Raw genomic sequence first — 16,383 nt, forward strand, 5'->3', positions numbered from 1 at the left:
AATGTACGACACTTATTTCATACTCAATTAACAATAGTAGCTATATGAAAGAAAAGCTGTTTTCATGGTTAAATCGTAGTTTAGATCCAAATACAGCTATTGGTGTTGCAACTTACGCAGATACTGTTAACGCGGTATGTTTAAAAAAACAACGCGACCAATGGATGGTTCACAGTTCTCACAGTGTAAATGTGTCTGAGCAAACCGATTATACCGCTGCAATTGTTGCTTGTACAAATGAGGTGTCTACTGATATTTGTGCAGTTAATTTAGTCATACCGCACTACTTTTATCAAATAGTGCAAATGGATAAACCAAACCTTAGTGATGAAGAAATCATTCAGTCGCTGCCTTGGACTACAAAAGATTTAGTTGATATAGCTTCTGAAAACATTGTAGCTGACTTTATCGATTATCCAATAACGTTACCAATGCAAAGCAGCAAAATGAATGTATTTATTACCAATAAGCTGCAGCTACTTCCGTTTATAGACAGTTTTGAACAAACTAAACCAGTTTTGCGTGCAATGACCTCTGAAGAAATGGTTTTAGTAACTTTATTTGGCTCATACAAAGAGGCGCATATGCTGATTGTGCAGCATGCTAATCATGAACCTCGAATCTTAATTATTCGTGATGGACAATTAGTATTAGCTAGGCGATTAAATGGTTTTTTAGGTATTTCAGACAAGGATCAAAACCAAGAACTAGTAGAGGCGTTAGGGTTAGAAATTCAGCGTTCGATGGACTTTTTTGAAAGCCAGCTCAAGCAACCGCCAATTCGCAGCATACAGCTACAGTGCGATGATTTATCTTCATTAACTCTTAGAGCCGGTCTTGCAGAGTTTTTACAAGTAAAAGTTGTAGATTTTGCGCCTAACTTAGAATTAGCGCAGCAATTAGAGGCAAACTTTTATTATGCGCTCGGAGCAGCCTATCAATTAACAGATCCGGAGTCTGTGCTATGAAAACCCGGATTAATTTTTATCAAAAAACCTTACGAGTACGCCGAGACCCAGTCCCTTTATCGGGAATGATTACACTGTGGTTAGGTGCGCTATTAATTATTGCAATCACGTGGGCTTTTTACAGTTATAAAACTTATTCAAGTGAGCTTGATTTAGAACAAAAAAAGAAATATCTCAAACAAGGAAAAGCTCAGTTAGAAGTTGTAAAACAGCAGCTAGCAGAGAAGCAAAATAAAACAATTTTTATTAATGAGCTAAAAACACTTCAGCAAGAGGTTTTGCATAAGCAGCAAATATTTAGTTATTTAGAGCAAAGCTCAGATCAATCCGCAACCGACTATGCGCAGGTTATGCAAGATTTAGCCAAGTATCACGAGCCTAATATCTGGCTTACCCATATTAAATTTGTAGGGCAAAGTGTCACGTTTCAAGGGCAAGTATCGCAGTCAAAATTTTTACCTATGTGGTTTAATAATTTAAAGCAGTCACCTTTTTTTATTGATAAAGAATTTTCAGTTTTAGAACTGTCAACAAAAGATGGTCTGAGTGAATTTAATGTGGCGACCGACCTTGCTGATAAAGGCGCTAAACCATGAACAACAAGAAAGACAAAGGTTGGCCTATTTGGGCAAAGTATCGAGCTCAATTTGCATCGCTGCAAAAGCGTGAGAAGTATTCCACTGTATTTGTAGGCTTATTCATGGTGATTTACCTCGGCCTGTGGTTTGTTATTTTTCCACAGCAAGATGAAGTTGCTCATATTCGCTCTGAACAAAATGCAGCATTGCAGGAGTTACAGCAGATAAATGCGCAACTCTCCATGTTAAATCAAGCACTAAACTACGACTACACTAAGGTTTTACGCAGTCAAATTGCACAAACCAGAGATGAGTTAGCAGAAATAAATAATCAACTTAATAGTTTTAGCCAAGGCTTTGTAGCGGCTAAAAATGTACCTGCCGTTTTAAAAGATTTGCTCGTAGATAGTAGCGACGTAAAAGTGAGTAGCTTTAATGTCAAACCAGCACAGGCTATCGATGTAGAAAAACTAGGTGAACATGATACGCAAACATTATTTTTTGAGCATCAGATGGTCGTTACTTTAGAAGGTAGCTACTTTAGCTTACAAAAATATTTAGCCGCATTAAAAAATAATCAAGATAAGTTATTAATACAGGAGTTTAGTTATCAGGTACTAGAGTACCCTCAAGCTGAATTAACTTTACAAATTGCTACAGTGAGCGCTAATGAAAAATTTATCGCATTATAATTTATGTTTTTTATTACTTTTGTTCACTTTCGCACCCAGTGCATTAGCGCAATTACGCGATCCTACTCAACCAAATATGTATGTAAATAACAACAAGAGTGTAACTCAAAACACAGAACTTAAATTGCAATCTATTATTAAAAACAGTACAGCATTTAAGGCCATTATTTCAGGCCATATTTATCGAGTCGGTGATGCTGTAGACGATTTTCGGGTGCTAAGCATTAACTCAAAACAGGTTGTGTTAGCAAATGATGATAAACAAATAAAATTAGAATTATATGACTATGAAATTAAAAAATAATTTATCTCATCCGTGGCTTGTTCTTCTATTGTTACCTACATTTTTAACTGCGTGCCATAGCTTTAAACCAGGTAAAGAGGTTAAAACTCATATAGAACAAGAGCTGGCTGAAAAGCCTGTAGATACTAAAGCGATTGCGCCTTTACAGATGCCGAGTGAGCTTACCCAAAGCCTACTATCATCAATAAATAATGAGCAAACTATAAGTGATGATTTATCTATAAAGCGTTTTGATGTAGCCGCTAATGACGTTGAAATAGGCGCCTTTTTTGCAGGCTTAACAGACGATACGCCTTTTAGTGTTGCTGTGCATCCTGAGGTAAATGGCACAATTAGTTTAAATCTTAAAAGCGTTACTTTTAATGAAGTCATTGCTGTTATTAAGCGTATGTATCCTTTAGATATTGTTAATGAAGGACGAATAGTACAAGTACTGCCAGCCAAAATGCGCACAGAAACAATACCTGTAAATTATTTAATGATGCAGCGCCATGGTCAGTCTACAGTGAGTGTGGTTGCTGGTGGGGTTAGTCAATTTGCACAAAGTGGCAGTAGTTCGAATGGTTCAAGTTCAGGTAGTAGTAACCAGCAAAATAATGAGTTTGGCGGCGATAATCAAAGCTTAGATTTAAACGGTTCTCGAATCCAAACAATTAATAAAAATGACTTTTGGAAAGAATTAGAAGTCGCCCTTAAGTCTTTAATTGGCGCAAGCGATGGGCGCTATGTTGTTGCAAGCCCACAAGCTAGTTTGGTAACCGTAAATGCATTACCAAGCGAAATTAGTCAGCTAAAAGAGTTTTTGCGTCAAAGCCAAGAAAACCTGCAACGCCAAGTTATTCTAGAAGCAAAAATAATAGAAGTAACTTTAAAAGATGAGTACCAACAGGGAGTTAACTGGGAGCGTATAGCGAGTGGTTTAGAAGGCGGTATTTCGTTTGCTACAACAGCGGGTTCTACTATTAGTAATAGTATTTCAGCCGCAATTGGTGGAGCGTCATCGCTAACCATTCAAAAAGGAGACTTTAACGGGGTTATTAATTTGCTTGAAACGCAAGGTGATGTGCAAATGCTATCTAACCCTCGAGTTACCGCTACAAACAATCAAAAAGCAGTTATAAAAGTAGGGCAAGACGAATATTTTGTTACTAATGTATCAAGTACGACGGTAACGGGTACTGCTACAACGACCTCGCCTGAAATTGATTTAACGCCGTTCTTTTCTGGTATTGCCCTTGATGTAACGCCGCAAATTGACAAGTACGGCTCAGTTATTTTGCATGTTCACCCTTCAGTAACTGAAACAGAAGAGCAGCTAAAAGTAATTACATTAGACGATCAACGTTTTGAGTTGCCTCTAGCACAAAGTAACATTCGAGAATCAGATACTGTTATTCGCGCTCAAAGTGGCGAAATAGTGGTTATTGGTGGTTTGATGCAAACATCAACACAGGATGAAGAATCAAAAACCCCCGTGTTGGGTGATATCCCACTATTTGGCAATTTATTTAAAAGTATTCGTAAACGCCAAGAGAAAAAAGAACTGATTATTCTAATCAAACCAACGGTTGTTATGCCAGATACTTGGAAAAAACAACAAGGTGAAAGCCGTCAGCTTTTAAAAACATGGTATGAAAACTAACTATGTATTTAAGCTTTTTTAATTTAAGTGAAATGCCTTTCACGTTAACCCCTAACACAGAGTTTTTTTGTGCACTTGAACCGCACCATGAAGCGATGCAAGTGTTAACAACAGCTATTGAAATGGGTGAAGGGTTTATTAAAGTCACTGGTGAAGTTGGGACTGGTAAAACGCTACTTTGTAGAAAGCTATTAAACCAACTTGAGCCAGATTACATTGTGGCTTATTTACCTAACTCTTATTTAAGCCCAGAAGAGCTTAGATGGGCGATTGCCATTGAGCTGGGTATGGATGTAGATAAAGCATTAGATCAGCAAGCACTAGGGCAGCTTATAAATCATCACTTACTCGACTTACAAGAAGATAATGAGCGTGTAGTGCTCTTGATAGATGAGGCGCAATGCTTGAGTTGGGAGACTCTAGAGGCGCTGAGATTATTTACAAACTTAGAAACAGAAAGTGAAAAACTAATTCAAGTTGTGTTATTTGGGCAACCTGAACTTGATGAAAAGCTGGCAAACAACAAAGTAAGGCAATTACGCCAACGTATCAGTTTTTCGTATAAATTACGGGCGATGACTGGCGCTGAGGTTGTTTATTATATTAATCACCGCTTACAAGTTGCAGGGTTTAATAGGCCTCCTTTATTTAATAATAGTATGGGGCTCAAAATTGCTAGAGCTAGCCGTGGAATTCCTAGGTTAGTTAATATTTTATGCCACAAAGCACTATTACAAGCATACGGTGAAGGGTTAAATATAATAACAAATCGCCATATTCAACTTGCCATAAAAGATACCGAAGACTGCGCAAAGTATCGAACCGGACAATATTGGAGCTACAGTGCTTTAATGTTTAGTGTTTTAGCTATTGCTGCCATATGGGTATGGAGGCAGTTGTTATGAGCGTTATAAATAATATGCTTAAAAATATTGAGCAACGAGAAGCTAAACAAGTAAGTATTCAAGAAGGTATAAGTTTAAAGCCGATATATGATGTAAAAAATATTGCATTTAAAGCCGTAATTTTACTTATTATGCTAAGTGTCATTTTTTTAGCATACCTATATTTACCGACCGCCGACAAAAAAGAGACTCAACGTGAGTCTGTGTTACCACAGCAAAAAATGGTCGCGGTTATAACCTCTAATTTATCTGACTCCCAAGATGAAAAAAGCACTGCAGAACCTATGGTTGAGCAAGAAGCTGTGAAGGCAGTTATACCAATTGAGCAGATAAAACCAAAAGTGGATGATTTAGCTGAACCCAAGTCGAGTGAAGCTACATTATTGGTTTCTCAGCCAGTAGTTGGGCCGGTTGTAATTGCCGAGGTTAAACAAAGCTCTGCACTAGCTAATAATAAAGAGTTAACCGCAAGCGAAGTTACTGTGAGTAAGCCAAAAATTACGCCAATGACTAAAGCTAAGCCTCAAAATACTATGATTAAAAGCGTGGCAGAAGCTAAGTCGCCACAGGCTTTATTGATTGAGCAATTAGCCGCAGCTAAACAAGCAATACAGTTTGGCTTATACAATGAAGCCATTAGTGATTTAAATATTATTTTAGCGCAATTGCCTTTGCACGTTGAAGCTCGAAATTTACTCGCTGCAACTTACTTTAAACAACAAGATATAAATTCTGCGCAACAGGTTTTGCAAGCAGGTATTCGCCAAAACCCTAGCGTACTTGAATGGCGTGTAATGCTAAGCAAAATACTCATTATGCAACAACAGTATGAAGGAGTATTGCTGCTTTTAAGTGATGAATTTGAGGCTCAAGCGAATCTTGATTTTTGGGTGCTACAAGGTACTGCTGCGCAAAGTGCGAGTAAGCACCATAAAGCACTTGAAAGCTTTAAACATCTTACACAACTACAGCCTAGTCAAGCTAAGTGGTGGCTGGCACTTGCAACCTCAAAAGATGCATTAGGAGAGTACCTCGATGCTAAACAGCTTTACAAAGTGGCTCTAGATTTAGGTGGATTAAATACAGCTATGACGCAGCATGCATTACAGCGTTTAGTTGCGCTAAAGGAGGCCGTATGAGACCTAGTTTAAAAATGCGCTTAGGGGACTTACTTGTTCATGAGCACATGATCACCGAAGCGCAACTAAGCGAAGCGCTAAACGTTCAAGCTGCGACGGGTCGTAAATTAGGTTCGACGCTTATTACACTTGAGTTTATTAGTGAACCACAACTATTACGTTTTTTAGCGCAGCAATTACAAGTACCTTTTTTAGATATATCACAGCGAAAAATATCAGCTGATGTATCTAAGCTTTTATCTGAGGTTTATGCACGTCGCTACAGAGCATTAGTAATTGAAGACAATGGTGACTCTGTTTTAGTCGGGATGAGCGATCCTGCTGATCTAAGGGGGCTTGATCAACTTGCAACTATGCTTGCTCCTAAACGAATAGATTTAGCTGTTGTACAAGAAAGTCAAATAATGGCTGCGTTTGACAACGTATATCGTCGTACAGATGAAATTACTAACTTTGCAGCACAACTCCATGAAGAATATCAAGACGTAGAAGAGTTTGATTTAAACTCTTTAGGTGATGAAACATCTGATGCAACCGTTGTTAAGTTACTGCAATCAATATTTGAGGATGCAGTGCAAGTTCGTGCATCCGATATTCACATTGAGCCTGATGAAGGTTTGCTTCGCATTCGTCAACGTGTAGATGGCATATTACAAGAGCACACTCTTAACCAAGTAAAAATAGCATCGGCACTCGTGCTACGTTTAAAGCTTATGTCGGGATTAGATATATCTGAAAAACGCCTCCCTCAGGATGGTCGCTTTAATATAAAAGTGCGCAGCCATAGTATTGATGTGCGCCTATCTACTATGCCCGTTCAGCATGGCGAATCAGTTGTAATGCGTTTGCTTGATCAATCAGCCGGATTATTATCGTTAGATGAGACAGGCATGCCAGTACACATATTAAAACGTGTACGCAGCATTATAAAACGTCCGCATGGCATGGTTTTAGTTACTGGGCCAACAGGCTCGGGTAAAACAACCACACTATACGGTGCATTAAGTGAGTTAAACCAACAAGAAAGTAAAATTATTACAGTAGAGGATCCCGTTGAGTATCGTATTGGCCGTATTAACCAGGTACAAATAAATAATAAAATAGGGCTGAGCTTTGCAAGTATTTTACGGACCGCTCTAAGGCAAGATCCTGACATTATAATGGTTGGTGAAATGCGTGACCAAGAAACCGTAGATATTGGATTAAGGGCCGCTTTAACAGGCCACCTCGTACTATCAACGTTACATACCAATGATGCAATTACCAGTGCTATGCGTTTAATCGACATGGGGGCACCGGCTTACTTAGTGGCAAGTTCACTGCGCGCGATTATTGCTCAGCGATTAGTAAGACGAGTATGTAATGACTGCAGAGTACCGTACTTGCCAGATCGCCAAGAATTAAGTTGGTTAAAATATTTAGGCGAAGAGATTACAGATGCTCAATTTTCTAAAGGGCAAGGTTGCACTGCATGTAACCATAGTGGTTATAAAGGGCGTGTAGGTATTTTTGAGTTACTCGAAATGGATGATGCGATGATGGATGCATTACGGGTTAACGACACACAAGGTTTTGCAAGGGCAGCTAAAAATAGTGCTAACTTTTCACCACTTTCAACAATGGCACTAAATTACGCTAAGCAAGGTATTACCTCTTTAGATGAAGTATTTAAAGTGGCTGAATATATCCCAGAAATAGTAGGGGATATTGATGCAACTATATAGCTACAAAGCGAAAGACAGCAAAGGTATGTTGGTTAAAGGCCAATTAGAAGCGAGTAACCAAGCTGGCGTAGCTGATAGTTTAATGAAGCGTCAATTTATACCAATATCAATCTCTTTAGTTGAAACAAAAAATAACATCAAAATTTTTGATAATTTATTTGTCGAAAAAATAACGCTAGATGACATGATTATGTTTTCTAGGCAAATGTATTCGCTATTAAAAGCAGGTATACCAATTATACGAGCAATGGTTGGGTTGGCAGAAACAACACAAAATAAAAAATTTAAAAATGTACTAATAGAAGTTACCAAGCAGCTCGAACAAGGCCGCGACTTATCCAGTGCAATGGCGATACATAACGAGGTATTTAGCCGTTTAACAGTATCCATGGTAATGGTTGGTGAAGGCTCTGGACGATTAGAAGATGCGTTTTATCAACTCGCTATTTATTTTGAGAAAGAACAAGAAACCCGAAAGCGTATAAAAGCAGCTATGCGCTACCCTACTTTTGTTATTTTGGCTCTAGTAGCGGCTATGATTATTTTGAATATTTTTGTTATTCCTACCTTTGCCAGTATGTTCGAAAAATTTGATGCCGAATTGCCATTAATGACTCAAATATTAATTGGCACTAGCAGCTTTTTTGTTAACTACTGGTGGTTATTATTGGTGATGGTTATTGGTTCTGTTTTTGCTTGGAGGCGTTATTTAAATACAGAGCCTGGACGCTTTAAGTGGGATCAATATAAATTAAAAATTCCATTTATTGGGGATATTTTAAAACGGACATTGCTTGCGCGCTACAGTCAAAGTTTAGCTATGGTATTGCGCTCCGGTGTGCCTATGACCACTGGTTTATCACTAACAGCGCATGCCGTAGATAACAGCTATATGGAAAAAGCGATTATTACTATGCGCCAAGATATAGAAAAGGGCGATAGTTTGCTTAGGGCCTCAAAAAGTTCTCAGCTGTTTTCTCAGCTTGTATTACAGATGGTAGCGGTAGGTGAAGAAACGGGCCGGGTTGATGAGCTCTTACAAGAGGCTGCTGATTATTATGAGCGTGAAGTTGATTACGACTTACGGAGCTTAACTGCAAAAATAGAACCTATTTTAACTGTGTTTGTTGCCATTATGGTGCTGATTTTAGCGTTGGGTATTTTTATGCCGATGTGGAACATGATGTCCGCGATTAAAGGTAATTAACCAAGTGATTGCATCAAAGGCTTACTCAAAAGGTTTCTCATTATTTGAGTTAGTTATTGTTGTGATTTTACTGGCAGTAATTTTGAGCTTTGCTATACCTCAATATATAGGTATTAAAAATCAAGCGCATAATGCAAGCGTTGACGCTATAGCAGGTAGTTTCTCATCGGCCGTTGGCATGGTTAGGGGTCAATGGGAATTAGAAGGTAGGCCAAACAGCAGGTCAAACAAAACATTTGTTAACTATGCAGGGGTAATAGTTGGTGTTGATGGGACGTTAGGCACACCAACAAGCGATGAAACAGAAAAAAAAGATACTCGTGCAGAAGTTATAAATGCGAATAAATGCCGCCAAGTTTTAAATATAATTTTACAAGATGCACCCAGTAGTACGTTAAGTAATGAATTATCGATAATAAAAAGTGTAAGTTTTTTAGTTAGGTACAATGCAGAAAATACGCAATGCGTCTATTATTTAACTCACACCATTGATGTTAAAAGTATACCTACCAATACAGGGGAAATATCAGGTCTAACAGGTTTTTCATACTTTGCTAAAACAGGCAAAGTAAAAATATTTAAAAACTAAGTAATTAAAAAGAGGCTTATTTATGAAAACGCAATCGTTAAAAAGTTTACCAATAAATAAACAAGCAGGTTTTACACTTGTTGAATTGATCATCGTAATTGTTATTTTAGGCATTTTAGCTGTTACCGCAGCACCTCGCTTTTTAAACTTGCAAGGTGATGCCAATGCTTCAACACTTGAAGGCTTACAGGGCTCTATTCGCAGTGGTATGAATATTGTGAATGGCAAATCCATTATTGCTAGTGATCATAAAAAGGATGAGGCTACAGTTACTGTAGATACAGGGGATGCAGTCGATACAGTTTATGGTTACCCAGCAGCAACCCTTGCTGCATTTGAAGCATTTTTAGATGTTAGTTTCGCTACTGATGATTCTGCGGATTTTAATCTAGATGATTCAGCAACCGATGGTACTTTAATCATTTACCCTAACAGTTATGTAAAAGGAGATGATTGCCGTATCGATTATAAGCAAGCTACTGCGACGACAGGCCCTGTAGTTGTAACTCCTCCAGTGATTACACTTGTTACTACGGGCTGTTAATTACATAAATGATAAGCAGTAGTAAGCAACGATTGCGTGGCTTCACACTCATTGAGTTAATTATTACTCTAGTAATATTGGGAATACTGTCGGTAACGGCAGTTCCCAAATTTCTGGGCAGCTCAACAGAAGACGCCTATTCGTATAGAGATCGTACTTTAAATGCACTGAGAACAGTGCAGCTACGTGCAATGCAAAATACAGCCATTTCAAGTTGTCATACCCTTTATATTACCTCCACACTTATTGCTCCCTCCACACCCGATACATGTACCGGTGGAGCAGATACCAATAACACCGATCATTTAGTGGTACAAATAAACACGCAAAGAAGTGATATAACATTTAGCGCTTTAGATAGTAACGCGAATATATTTACCCAAATTAGTTTTGATCCTTTAGGTAAATCAAATCAAACCTGTACTACGCAGTGTCGAATAGATGTTGGATTAGCTGGCGTATGCATAAGTGGTGAAGGGCTTATATATGCGTGCCCTTAAAGTAAAAGGTTTTACTCTAATAGAGCTTATTATTGGCATTGTCATGTTTGCAATTGCATTAAGTATTATTACAGCTTTAATTGCCCCACAAGCCAAAAAAAGTGCAGAGCCGATTGTGGCTTTAAGAGCCTCTGAATTTGGTCAATCATTAATGAACGAAATCCAAAGTAAGTCGTTTGATGAGCACAGTGATAGAAACGCACCTTTTAGACGTTGCGGCGAAACAACCTTAGGTGCTGAGGCTTGTACCGCACCTGCTGACTTCGGAGTAGATAACTCAGAAACCAGAACTAGTTATAACGATGTAGATGACTATATTGCACTGTCTAACCAGCCTATTACTAATAGCTTAGGTGAGGTGTTAAGCGAGTACAGCGACTTTAATTTAGTTGTTACTGTTGAGTACGATAGCGACTTTAACGAATCGACCACCAACGATGGCACAACCTTTAAGCGTATTACTATTGAAGTAACATCACCCTTAGGCGAAGTTTACGGATTTAGTGCATATAAAGGGAATTACTAATGCAAAGAGCTAAATACCAAAATGCATTTACCCTTATAGAACTATTACTTGTCATGGTTATTATTGGTATTTTAGCCGTAAGTGCATTTTCATTTATTGGTGCTGGGGTCAGTATTTACTCACAAGGGGTTGAGCGCCAAGAAGCTGTAGCCCAGGCCCGCTTTTTAATAACGCGACTTAGTAAAGAGCTTCGCCACGCTACGCCAAACTCATTAAGGCTCTCTTGCGATAACAGCACTAGCGGAGCATGTAGTGCTCAGCAGTGCTTAGAATTTACGCCGTTTTTATCAGCGACTCACTATACAAATTACCTACCTACCGTAGCGCCTTTTAATGTTAGCGCTGTTGATTTTGAACTTAATAATTTAACGCAGCCGCAAGTTGGAGATTGGGCAACAACTTACCCGTTAAGCAGCGCTGATATATACGATGAGAATAATAATAAGCGTTTAAAACTATCAGCATTTAATAGCTCCACCACTAGTGCAATTGATGAGTGGCAATTTAGTAAAGCGTTTGCCCAAGAGTCGCCAAGTAAGCGCCTTTATTTACTCTCTCAACCTGTAAGTTTTTGCGTTGAAGGGCAGTATTTATATAGATATACCGATTACGGTTTTACAGTTAATCAATTAGATGCCGTGAGCTTACAAATAAGCAGTGGTGTTAAACGTGATTTATTAGGTATTTACATTGCCAATAATTTAGCGAGCGATTTATTTTTTACTCTTGATGCGCTCTCCCTACAAAGAAACGCTGTGCTTAATGTGAATGCGCAAATGCAATTTAACAATACTGAAGTAATGAATTTTAACCATGAGGTGCATATTCCTAATGTACCTTAAAAAAAATCATCACGGAAAAGCCTTACCCAGTAAACAAAAAGGGAACTTAATAATTGTTTCTTTGGTAATTATTGTTGCTTTATTAGCACTAGGGTTAGCATTAGTTAAAGTGCTTTCTGGTGCATCACAACAAAATACGATTGAGTATTATGGGGCACGCTCTTTTATGGCAGCACAAAGTGGATTAGAAAGTGGTTTAACGCAACTCTTTCCAATAAATAGCTCAGTGCAAAGCTGTGCATCAGTTACAACTAATTTAACCTTTCAAACTGCATATTTAGCTAATTGTAACGTGCTGGTGAGTTGCGATGAATATATAGACCTACCCGACAGCAGCACAACAAACGGGCTTGTTAATATTTATTACTTACAAAGTAGTGCAACGTGCGCCGCAATTGATTGCCCTGCAGGAAATGATTGCAGAAAGGATTATTGGGAAACACAAAGAACACTCAGTGTGGAGGCTAAAACTTTACCATGATAAAAAGTGCATTAGTCATTATATTTTTTAGCTGCGTGTTACTTTGTAATCACGCAAATGCAGTGCCTCCAAAAATCGAGGGCCGTTATATAGAGCTGCAAGATACATACACATCGCCTGTTTGGACAAAAGTAAATTTTCAACAGCAATATATAACGCCTCCTGCTGTATTTATGCTCTCAACAAACCAAGGTGGAAACCCTGCAATAATAAGAATACGTAATATAACCACAACTAGCTTTGAGGCCTTACCGCTTGAACCTTCAGGAGAAGATGGTGGACATATTAGTATGGGCGCGCACTATTTAGCTGTTGAGTATGGTGTGCATCAATTTCCAGACGGCACAATTATGGAAGTGGGCAGTACAGACTTATTACTCGAATTACAGTATGGCTCTAAGTCTGGCTTTGCTCCACTGACACCTAAAGGCTATAAGTCTTTAACATTTGCTGAACCGTTTACTCAAAGGCCAAACTTTTTCCATTCGTTACAAACACTCAATAGCATAGACAGCAATCCACCTTCTGAGGCATTAATTCCGTTTTTAACAGTTGCAGTAGAAAGTAATTCTCTATCTGCCAGCAGCGTTAATATTGCTTTAGAGGCATCTGAAACAGCACTTGGGATCATAAAAAACGAAACTGTTGCTTACATGGCAGTGGAGCCAGGAAGTAACCGCACATTTACTGACGATAATGGCGTTGAGGTATCGTGGGAAACTTTTTTCACAGGCTTTGAAATTGACGGTTGGAGCGATGGCTGTAATTACTTTAGTTTTACTAATAACTTTAGTGTGGCTCCTTTGGTGGTTGCAAGTAAAAACTCACGCCAAGAAGATGATGGCGGGTGGCTACGCAGCTGTAACCTAAGAACTGACAGGCTAGGGCTTGTTGTTGACGAAGACCGTGATGGCGATAACGAGCGCCGTCACGTAAACGAGGAAGCATCAATACTCGCCATGACCAGTACCTTTGTATTTAATGGTGATATTTTAGATTGTGATACGTTATTCCCAGGAGCTATTTCTACTTATAACAACGGTGAAGTACAGCTGGTGCAGGGGGTAGAAATAACCGATGGTAATGCGCAGTTTGTCACCACCACAAATTTAATTTCTACAGCGCTGACGAGCCCTCCTTTGTGTAATGGTCAGGCGTGTGTTGCTGGTGGTTATAACTCTTTAGAACCGAATCAAGCGGCGCAGGTGCCAACGGTTACAAATGATGGTAGCTCAACAGGGCCCGTACCTACTTCTTTAGCTGGCGACTATTATTACGATGAGTTGCAGTTAAGTATGCTGGAAACAGAGTACAGAGTAACAGCGCCTACACGTATATTTTTAAAAGACACAACCTCACTATTATCAACTTCATTTTTGAATATAGGTAAAACAAGTATAGTGGTCGAAACCGGCGCGTATTTAGCTATTTATGTTGATGGTGCGGTTGCTATTGCAGCCGATGCAAATATTGCGGGCTATATTGTTGCCACTGGTGAGGTAAGAATCGCTCAAAATGTGACGTATCAGGGGTCAATTACATCGGCTACTCAAATTATTACCGAAGGGAGCTCAACGTTTGACGCTCTACCAGTACCCGAAAGTATCCCTGGTTTTTGTGGCATTTATACACCAGAAACACTGGATCATTATCGTTTAACAATAAGCGATAACAATGCTCTAACGTGTGAAGCTAAAGAGATGACACTCACAGCCTGCGCTAATGATGCCTGCGACTTATTATTTGCTGAGCCGTCTAGTTTAAACCTTTCTCCAGATAATAGTGGTCAGCAAAGTTGGGTTACGGGGGAGAATATTAATTTTACAGGATCAGCGGTTGTCGAATTTGCTAAACGCACCACAGGCAGTGTTACATTTGGATATAACACTGCTGATCCTTCTGCACCTCTTCGTTGTTATATCGGTGGTAATAATGTTGGTTTGAGTGGCTGTAAAGTTACGTTTTCTGATGCTGGATTTATTTTTAATAATGATACAGATGGAAATACTACAATTCCTACTCAGTTATCAGCAAAGCCTTCAAATACTGGATTTAATGCAAAAGCGCTATCTATTCAAGCGGTAAAAACAAATACCACTACGGGCGTATGCGAAGCTGCATTTCCCGCTGGTGGTGATGTAAGCTTAGATTTATCGTATACATGCAGTGCTGGTGCAAGTTGCTCTGATACGGTTTCACTTAGTAACAACAATAATACCTTTGCGGTCGAGCAAGCAGCTAAATCGTTCACGCTAAACTTTGATAGTGAGTCTAAAGCCCCGATTGTTATAAATTATCCCGACGCAGGAAAGTTGAGTTTAAATGTAAATACCAATTTAATTTTAGACCCAGTCACTAATTTATCAGTAAATCTAACGGGGAGTTCAAATGAGTATGTTGTAAAGCCATTTGGATTAGCGATGGAAGTTGCAAGTGATGGCTATGCAGCAGATGCCAATGGAAGTTTATTTAGATTAACTGGCGAAGCATTTGATTTAAAAATGAATGCGGTGCAATGGCAAACAGGGCAAGACACTAACAACGATGGTTACCCAGATAACTACAGCAATATTACAAATAACACCATTGCCAAGCACTTTATTACAGAGCAACCACTTGTAGAGGCATTACTTAAAGCGCCTACGCCAGGCGTTCAAGGTACGCTTGAAGCGATGAGCACTGTTGCCTTTAGTGACACAGGCAGTTTGAGTGAATCTATATCGCAGTATAATTACGACCAAGTTGGCATAATTGATTTAACAGCAGGTCTGCAAGATGCCGATTACTTTGGCGCGGGAGATGTAAAAGGTGAATTATATAACGTTGGCCGTTTTGCACCTTCGCAGTTTCAGGTAGTGGGGGTTCAAGCTGCCGCACAATGCACGCAATACGGCAGTAATTTAACTTACCTTGATCAACCTTTTGAACTCGGCTTTACAGTACAAGCACTAAATCAAAATGGTGAGCTAATGGCTAATTATAAAGAGGGCTTTGATAAGTCCAGTGTAGCCATTAATGCCGAAAATAATGAAGTAGCTAACTATGTACCCGCAACTAATTTTGCTAGCCGCTTAGTAAACCTAGGGAATAATAACTGGGGAGATATAAGCGACGGCCAATGGCAAATGAGTCAACTTAACACGACACTCGAAAGATTAGGTGTAGGGCAAGCAGATGGACCGTTCGCTATGGTGAGTTTAATGGCAACGCTTTCTGACATAGAAGGAGCAACGCTCATTGATGCAAATGATAAACCTAATACACAAACAGCATGTTCGGGTGGCTGTAATAGTGTACGACTAAATACATTACCAATAGAGTTTAGATTTGGACGTTTAGTACTTGGTAATAACGCAGGCTCCGATCTCGACCCTTTACTTATTCCTATGCAGGCTCAGTATTACAACGGCAGTGGATTTGTAAATAACGCAGAAGATAACTGTAGTGTATTTGATCATACCCAAATCACTCAAATATCGCCTAACAGCCCGCAATTAGCCTATGAATATGGAACAGGTGTATCTGGCCAGTTAGAGGCGGGAGTGTATCCGGCAAACAATGGTATTTATGCGCAGCCAAATGGTTTGGGTGAATTTACCTTAGAATATAATACTTATGATTGGTTAAAGTGGGATTGGCAGGGGGATGAAACACAGCTTGATCCTCGTACTATTTTACAATTTGGACGCTTTCGAGGAAATGATCGGGTTATTTACTGGCGTGAAACACGCGAATAGTTGTA

General features: G+C 39.1%; 16 protein-coding genes. All 16 read left to right on the plus strand.

Annotation, left to right across the window (positions count from 1 at the left end):
* Positions 1-44 precede the first annotated feature (44 nt).
* From H5157_RS03820 to H5157_RS03895, 16 genes are read left to right on the plus strand one after another with little or no spacing between them, the layout of a single operon-like run.
* Positions 45-968, plus strand: a complete 924-nt coding sequence (locus H5157_RS03820) for an MSHA biogenesis protein MshI (RefSeq protein ID WP_165723724.1) — start codon at positions 45-47, stop codon at positions 966-968.
* On the plus strand, positions 965-1,564 hold the full coding sequence (locus H5157_RS03825) for a PilN domain-containing protein (protein WP_024594795.1): 600 nt from the start codon (positions 965-967) through the stop codon (positions 1,562-1,564). The genes H5157_RS03820 and H5157_RS03825 overlap by 4 nt, the downstream gene beginning before the upstream one ends.
* The gene (locus H5157_RS03830; protein ID WP_024598056.1) at positions 1,561-2,238 is read left to right on the plus strand and encodes a hypothetical protein; all 678 of its coding nucleotides are present in this window, start codon (positions 1,561-1,563) and stop codon (positions 2,236-2,238) included. The genes H5157_RS03825 and H5157_RS03830 overlap by 4 nt, the downstream gene beginning before the upstream one ends.
* On the plus strand, positions 2,216-2,542 hold the full coding sequence (locus H5157_RS03835) for an agglutinin biogenesis protein MshK (protein ID WP_024594540.1): 327 nt from the start codon (positions 2,216-2,218) through the stop codon (positions 2,540-2,542). Before H5157_RS03830 ends, H5157_RS03835 begins: the two co-directional genes overlap by 23 nt.
* Positions 2,526-4,184 carry a pilus (MSHA type) biogenesis protein MshL gene (gene mshL / locus H5157_RS03840; protein WP_182720229.1) on the plus strand — a complete coding sequence of 553 codons (1,659 nt, stop codon included), beginning with the start codon at positions 2,526-2,528 and terminating at the stop codon, positions 4,182-4,184. The genes H5157_RS03835 and mshL overlap by 17 nt, the downstream gene beginning before the upstream one ends.
* A 2-nt stretch (positions 4,185-4,186) precedes the next feature.
* A complete protein-coding gene (locus H5157_RS03845) occupies positions 4,187-5,089 on the plus strand; it encodes an ExeA family protein (RefSeq protein WP_024598054.1) in 903 nt (300 codons plus the stop codon).
* Positions 5,086-6,228, plus strand: coding sequence for a tetratricopeptide repeat protein (locus tag H5157_RS03850; RefSeq protein WP_182724168.1), 1,143 nt, complete (start codon positions 5,086-5,088; stop codon positions 6,226-6,228). Before H5157_RS03845 ends, H5157_RS03850 begins: the two co-directional genes overlap by 4 nt.
* Positions 6,225-7,952, plus strand: coding sequence for a GspE/PulE family protein (locus tag H5157_RS03855; RefSeq protein WP_182724169.1), 1,728 nt, complete (start codon positions 6,225-6,227; stop codon positions 7,950-7,952). The genes H5157_RS03850 and H5157_RS03855 overlap by 4 nt, the downstream gene beginning before the upstream one ends.
* Positions 7,939-9,159: a type II secretion system F family protein gene (locus H5157_RS03860; RefSeq protein ID WP_024594535.1), complete on the plus strand. Its 1,221-nt coding sequence runs from the start codon at positions 7,939-7,941 to the stop codon at positions 9,157-9,159. Before H5157_RS03855 ends, H5157_RS03860 begins: the two co-directional genes overlap by 14 nt.
* Positions 9,160-9,163: 4 nt before the next feature.
* Positions 9,164-9,748, plus strand: a complete 585-nt coding sequence (locus H5157_RS03865; protein WP_182716461.1) for a prepilin-type N-terminal cleavage/methylation domain-containing protein — start codon at positions 9,164-9,166, stop codon at positions 9,746-9,748.
* A gap of 22 nt (positions 9,749-9,770) precedes the next feature.
* Positions 9,771-10,292, plus strand: coding sequence for a prepilin-type N-terminal cleavage/methylation domain-containing protein (locus tag H5157_RS03870; RefSeq protein WP_182724170.1), 522 nt, complete (start codon positions 9,771-9,773; stop codon positions 10,290-10,292).
* An 8-nt stretch (positions 10,293-10,300) separates the two neighbouring features.
* Positions 10,301-10,792: a type II secretion system protein gene (locus H5157_RS03875; protein WP_121953563.1), complete on the plus strand. Its 492-nt coding sequence runs from the start codon at positions 10,301-10,303 to the stop codon at positions 10,790-10,792.
* A complete protein-coding gene (locus H5157_RS03880) occupies positions 10,779-11,318 on the plus strand; it encodes a prepilin-type N-terminal cleavage/methylation domain-containing protein (protein ID WP_182724171.1) in 540 nt (179 codons plus the stop codon). Before H5157_RS03875 ends, H5157_RS03880 begins: the two co-directional genes overlap by 14 nt.
* Positions 11,318-12,160, plus strand: a complete 843-nt coding sequence (locus H5157_RS03885) for a type II secretion system protein (protein WP_182724172.1) — start codon at positions 11,318-11,320, stop codon at positions 12,158-12,160. The genes H5157_RS03880 and H5157_RS03885 overlap by 1 nt, the downstream gene beginning before the upstream one ends.
* Positions 12,150-12,641 carry an agglutinin biogenesis protein MshP gene (locus tag H5157_RS03890; protein ID WP_182724173.1) on the plus strand — a complete coding sequence of 164 codons (492 nt, stop codon included), beginning with the start codon at positions 12,150-12,152 and terminating at the stop codon, positions 12,639-12,641. Before H5157_RS03885 ends, H5157_RS03890 begins: the two co-directional genes overlap by 11 nt.
* Positions 12,638-16,378, plus strand: coding sequence for an H-type lectin domain-containing protein (locus H5157_RS03895; RefSeq protein ID WP_182724174.1), 3,741 nt, complete (start codon positions 12,638-12,640; stop codon positions 16,376-16,378). Before H5157_RS03890 ends, H5157_RS03895 begins: the two co-directional genes overlap by 4 nt.
* The last annotated feature ends 5 nt before the right edge of the window (positions 16,379-16,383 follow it).

The organism is Pseudoalteromonas sp. SG43-3, assembly GCF_014164385.1.
GTDB classification, from domain to species: domain Bacteria; phylum Pseudomonadota; class Gammaproteobacteria; order Enterobacterales; family Alteromonadaceae; genus Pseudoalteromonas; species Pseudoalteromonas distincta.